Origin of the sequence: Treponema sp. (assembly GCF_051883275.1) — a bacterium.
Taxonomy (GTDB): domain Bacteria; phylum Spirochaetota; class Spirochaetia; order Treponematales; family Treponemataceae; genus Treponema_D.
The window spans coordinates 2745-6309 of sequence record NZ_JBJETK010000021.1 but is presented as its reverse complement, the minus strand read 5'-3'; the positions used below and the strand labels follow the sequence as shown (position 1 = coordinate 6309).

The window sequence follows — 3565 nt, the reverse complement described above, 5'->3', positions numbered from 1 at the left end:
ATGTGATATAATTAAGATACAAAAAAGAGAGGAAAACCTCCAAAAGAAAGGATAATGAATTATGTTGAAACTTATCATTAACAACCTGTCTGACTACGCTACTAACTACAACTACATCGTGACTTCTGCGGTGGATGGAGACCTGTGGTTCTACGGAGCATGGAATGATGAAGCCAAGGCTTACGCTGTAGCAAGAAGCATCAACGGTGTGGTCGTCAAAAACCCTGAGAAGCTCATGTAAATAGAAAGGCCTGAGAAATCAGACCTTTTCTTTTAGTCTGCGTGAGCGGACGCCCCTCCCGAAATTTTGATACGCCCGGCACAGTGGATAAAAAATAAGCAAGACAGCGCAAGAAAAAATAATTAAAAAAATTCCTAAAAACCTATTGACAAATGCGGTACTACATGATATAATTAAGGTACAAAAAAGAAAGGAAGTAAAAACTATGAAAGACTGCCACATCAATTTCTATAATAAGGCCGGTAAGCTGGAAGAAACTGCTACTTTCCGTGTGGGCGAAGATGAAAGCCTGCTGGATGCTCTGGAAGAAACCCTTTACATTGCGGCTGAACTCACTCCCGAAAATTACAGAACTTGGAAGCGAGAACTCAGCACCAGCCACGCAACCACATTCACCTATAACATGACAGAGTTCTTGGAAATCTATTATCCATGGGATGGAAGTGGAATATTTGAGGTAAAAGAAAAATAAATAGAAAGGGAAACTTTTAGTTTCCCTTTTTAGTTTTATATTTTGATTTGATTTTTTAATTTCATTTTTTTTGACTTAATTTTTAATTTCATTTCTTCAAAAAAATTCTTGACAAAAGTTTCTTTATCTGTTATAATACAAATGGGTAGTAAAAGAAAGGAGAATAAATTAAAATGAATTCTATTACAGTGCTAATAATCTTTGGTTTAGTATTCCCTATTGTATTTATTCTTATTCCTCTATTGTTAGAAAATATTTTATAAAAAACTCTTGACAAACTCAAATTCATGTGCTATAATTAAGACAACAAAAGGGAAGACAATCCCGAAAACAGAAAGGAATATGAATTATGAAATACATCACCAATACCAGAATCAACGTTCGCACTATCCGCAAGATCGCCGATGGCGAAGGGCTGACTCTACGCAATGGCCGAGTAGTTGAATACAAGACCGGCTGGCAAGTAGCAACCAATGGGCTGGAGTGCCGCACTCCCGAAGAAGTTTCCAAACTGATTCATTCTCCCATGTTCCGGGATTTCTGCGGTATCTGGTTCGACAATGGCATTTATTACGTGGATTACTCCCGGCGAGTGACCACCAAAAAAGACGCCCTCACAGTCGGCGCTATCTGCAATCAGATTTCTATTTACAGCTGGAGTAGAACCCGGATGCCTAAAGTAGTCTATGTAAAAAAGTAAAAAAAAATAAAAGGGGCTTGACAAAACAAGCCCCTTATGCTATAATAAAAGTATAAAAGGAAAGGAGCAAAACATGAAAAAGTTTTATGTAAAATGGGGTTTTACTGATGATTATGGTAGAGCCTATGAAAAACATGCTCGTTATGATTGGTTTGAAACCCAAGATCAAGCGGAAGAATTCATTACTCAAAAACGCAAAGGCAATGGCGGATATTTCAAATTGTGGAAGACCGCTGAAGGAGACTACACAAAATTCCTGCGGATTATAGAATTAGAAAAGGAACTTGCAGAATTAAAAAAAATATTTTGAAAAGGACTTGACAAAAGTCCTTTTCTCTGATATAATAAAGGCACAAAAGGAAAGGGGATAAAACCTATGAAAAGAATTAACAAAACCACTGCCCGCAAACTCTACAATGAGAAAAAAGAGTTCTGGATCACTGCCTGTAATATGCGTCCTGAGTGCGGAATCCTCATCGGCTCATCCAGCTTTGAACGCATGACCGAAACCCCATTCGACGACATGGTGAACGCATTCACTTACTACAATTGCGACAACGAGCGGGGCCGCTATCCGGCTTACTATATCGAGGACTGAACGAGGGAGAAATCCCTCGTTTTTTTCAGCGGCGCGCTTGCGGTCCAGGCGCGCCGCTTTCACGATATAGCAGGTTGTTACAAATTTCTCAGTCAATATGATGATTTTTGTGCAATATGCCGAAAATCCTAAAAATATTATTTTGGGGCTTGACAGGATGGGGTTTATGCTGTATAATGATGGTACAAACAAAGAGGAGGTAATACCTATGAAAGAACACCTGATTCGATTCCTGAACAACCGACTGGAGCTGGCAAAAGCCACAACTGCTACTCGTTCCCTTGTCCGTACATATGAAACCCAAGCCTATGGTGCGCTGGCTTGCTACTGTGAAGCCTGCTACTACGACAATAAGGCCCAAGAGGAAGAAGCCCTCAGCACCTTATGGGAAGATTACTATCGCACCGAATTTTTCAACGCATGGCTTGAAAAAACTGAATAAAGGGCTTGACAAAAGCCCTTTCATCGGTTATAATAAGGTAGAACTTAAATCAAGGAGGAATTTCCAATGACAACTCTCGAATACACTCTCATTAACAACTTTATGGCTGGCTTGACCATGCGGGCAATCGAAGAAAAGTTTCCCTGTTTCACTAACCTATCCAATGCCGATTTTGAGAATCGGAACGAAACAATCACTGTGACCATCTCCTGCCGGAATGAGGACGTTCCCTACATCAAGGAGTATCTCGCTCCCTTTGTTTAACCAATAGAAAAGCCTAACGAGTAGAAAGGAATTTAAGCGTGATGCCTATGATTTAGTTGATGGTGTGGCGAGCCTATAAATGAGCGCCTATGTTTGCGGCAGGTCTATACTGGTAGATACCACCACAAATGAAGTTTGAAATGAAACATAGAAGTCGTCCCGGTGGGCAGTCCCATCGGGGCGCATTTTTTGGCCGCTCGAGACTGGGCGTCGCGAGCGGCTTTTGCATAATCTATGAGCGTTCCATTTTTTCAATCCAGTAAATTTATGCATATTGCACAATTGACAAATCCCGATACCTATGATATATTATTGGTACAATAAATTAAACGAAAGAGGTAATCACTATGGCTACTAATGCTTCTAAGAATCGTCCTATTAGCGAACAACTGTTTGCGCTTGCTAAGGTCGCAGAATATGCGGGACATAATTTAGACCTTGGGAAATATCGCAATGGCTCTTACGCTGGGAGCGCTGGCCTTTCTGCTTCTATTTCTCTCTCACAGATTCAGCATGAGCTGGAAAAATTGGCGAAGCAGGCTCTTGCAAATGAAGCCAAGGCAGATGCGCAGGAACAACTTCTCGCTCGCATCCAGATTAAAATTGGGGGTTGACAAAACCCCCAATCCATGCTATAATACTCATACCAAAAGAAAAGGAGATAACGGTATGATTACTTATGAAATGATTCAGCAAGCCCAGCAACAACTCACTACTCAATGGGAGGATGCTGGGAAGAGAGTTATCCAGGAGTGTGCGAAAGTCACTCCCTTTAATGGTGGAAGTAAAGATTTTCTCGACCACTGCACTGCTTGTGGTGGCAACTGGGGCGGGATGCTTCTAACTGG

At 41.0% G+C, this 3565-nt stretch carries 8 protein-coding genes; all 8 read left to right on the top strand.

From position 1 onward, the window contains the following. The first annotated feature begins 61 nt into the window (after positions 1-61). Positions 62-241 carry a hypothetical protein gene (locus ACI4L0_RS03065; protein ID WP_439798698.1) on the top strand — a complete coding sequence of 60 codons (180 nt, stop codon included), beginning with the start codon at positions 62-64 and terminating at the stop codon, positions 239-241. A 205-nt stretch (positions 242-446) separates the two neighbouring features. Beyond that, on the top strand, positions 447-713 hold the full coding sequence (locus ACI4L0_RS03060) for a hypothetical protein (RefSeq protein ID WP_439798697.1): 267 nt from the start codon (positions 447-449) through the stop codon (positions 711-713). 349 nt (positions 714-1062) lie between these two features. Further along, the gene (locus ACI4L0_RS03055) at positions 1063-1413 is read left to right on the top strand and encodes a hypothetical protein (protein WP_439798696.1); all 351 of its coding nucleotides are present in this window, start codon (positions 1063-1065) and stop codon (positions 1411-1413) included. 73 nt (positions 1414-1486) lie between these two features. After that, complete coding sequence (locus tag ACI4L0_RS03050; RefSeq protein ID WP_439798695.1) at positions 1487-1723, top strand: hypothetical protein; 237 nt, start codon at positions 1487-1489, stop codon at positions 1721-1723. Between the two features lie 66 nt (positions 1724-1789). Then, positions 1790-2011, top strand: a complete 222-nt coding sequence (locus ACI4L0_RS03045; RefSeq protein ID WP_439798694.1) for a hypothetical protein — start codon at positions 1790-1792, stop codon at positions 2009-2011. A gap of 97 nt (positions 2012-2108) precedes the next feature. Further along, a complete protein-coding gene (locus ACI4L0_RS03040; RefSeq protein WP_439798693.1) occupies positions 2109-2453 on the top strand; it encodes a hypothetical protein in 345 nt (114 codons plus the stop codon). A gap of 66 nt (positions 2454-2519) precedes the next feature. After that, complete coding sequence (locus ACI4L0_RS03035; RefSeq protein ID WP_439798692.1) at positions 2520-2717, top strand: hypothetical protein; 198 nt, start codon at positions 2520-2522, stop codon at positions 2715-2717. A gap of 347 nt (positions 2718-3064) precedes the next feature. Then, positions 3065-3331: a hypothetical protein gene (locus ACI4L0_RS03030; RefSeq protein ID WP_439798691.1), complete on the top strand. Its 267-nt coding sequence runs from the start codon at positions 3065-3067 to the stop codon at positions 3329-3331. Positions 3332-3565 lie beyond the last annotated feature (234 nt).

Bases quoted from the DNA above. Each gene is read 5' to 3' on its own strand.
- ACI4L0_RS03035 (WP_439798692.1), top strand. From the start codon at position 2,520: ATGACAACTCTCGAATACACTCTCATTAACAACTTTATGGCTGGCTTG.
- ACI4L0_RS03050 (WP_439798695.1), top strand. From the start codon at position 1,487: ATGAAAAAGTTTTATGTAAAATGGGGTTTTACTGATGATTATGGTAGA.
- ACI4L0_RS03060 (WP_439798697.1), top strand. From the start codon at position 447: ATGAAAGACTGCCACATCAATTTCTATAATAAGGCCGGTAAGCTGGAA.
- ACI4L0_RS03055 (WP_439798696.1), top strand. From the start codon at position 1,063: ATGAAATACATCACCAATACCAGAATCAACGTTCGCACTATCCGCAAG.
- ACI4L0_RS03065 (WP_439798698.1), top strand. From the start codon at position 62: ATGTTGAAACTTATCATTAACAACCTGTCTGACTACGCTACTAACTAC.
- ACI4L0_RS03030 (WP_439798691.1), top strand. From the start codon at position 3,065: ATGGCTACTAATGCTTCTAAGAATCGTCCTATTAGCGAACAACTGTTT.
- ACI4L0_RS03040 (WP_439798693.1), top strand. From the start codon at position 2,109: ATGATGATTTTTGTGCAATATGCCGAAAATCCTAAAAATATTATTTTG.
- ACI4L0_RS03045 (WP_439798694.1), top strand. From the start codon at position 1,790: ATGAAAAGAATTAACAAAACCACTGCCCGCAAACTCTACAATGAGAAA.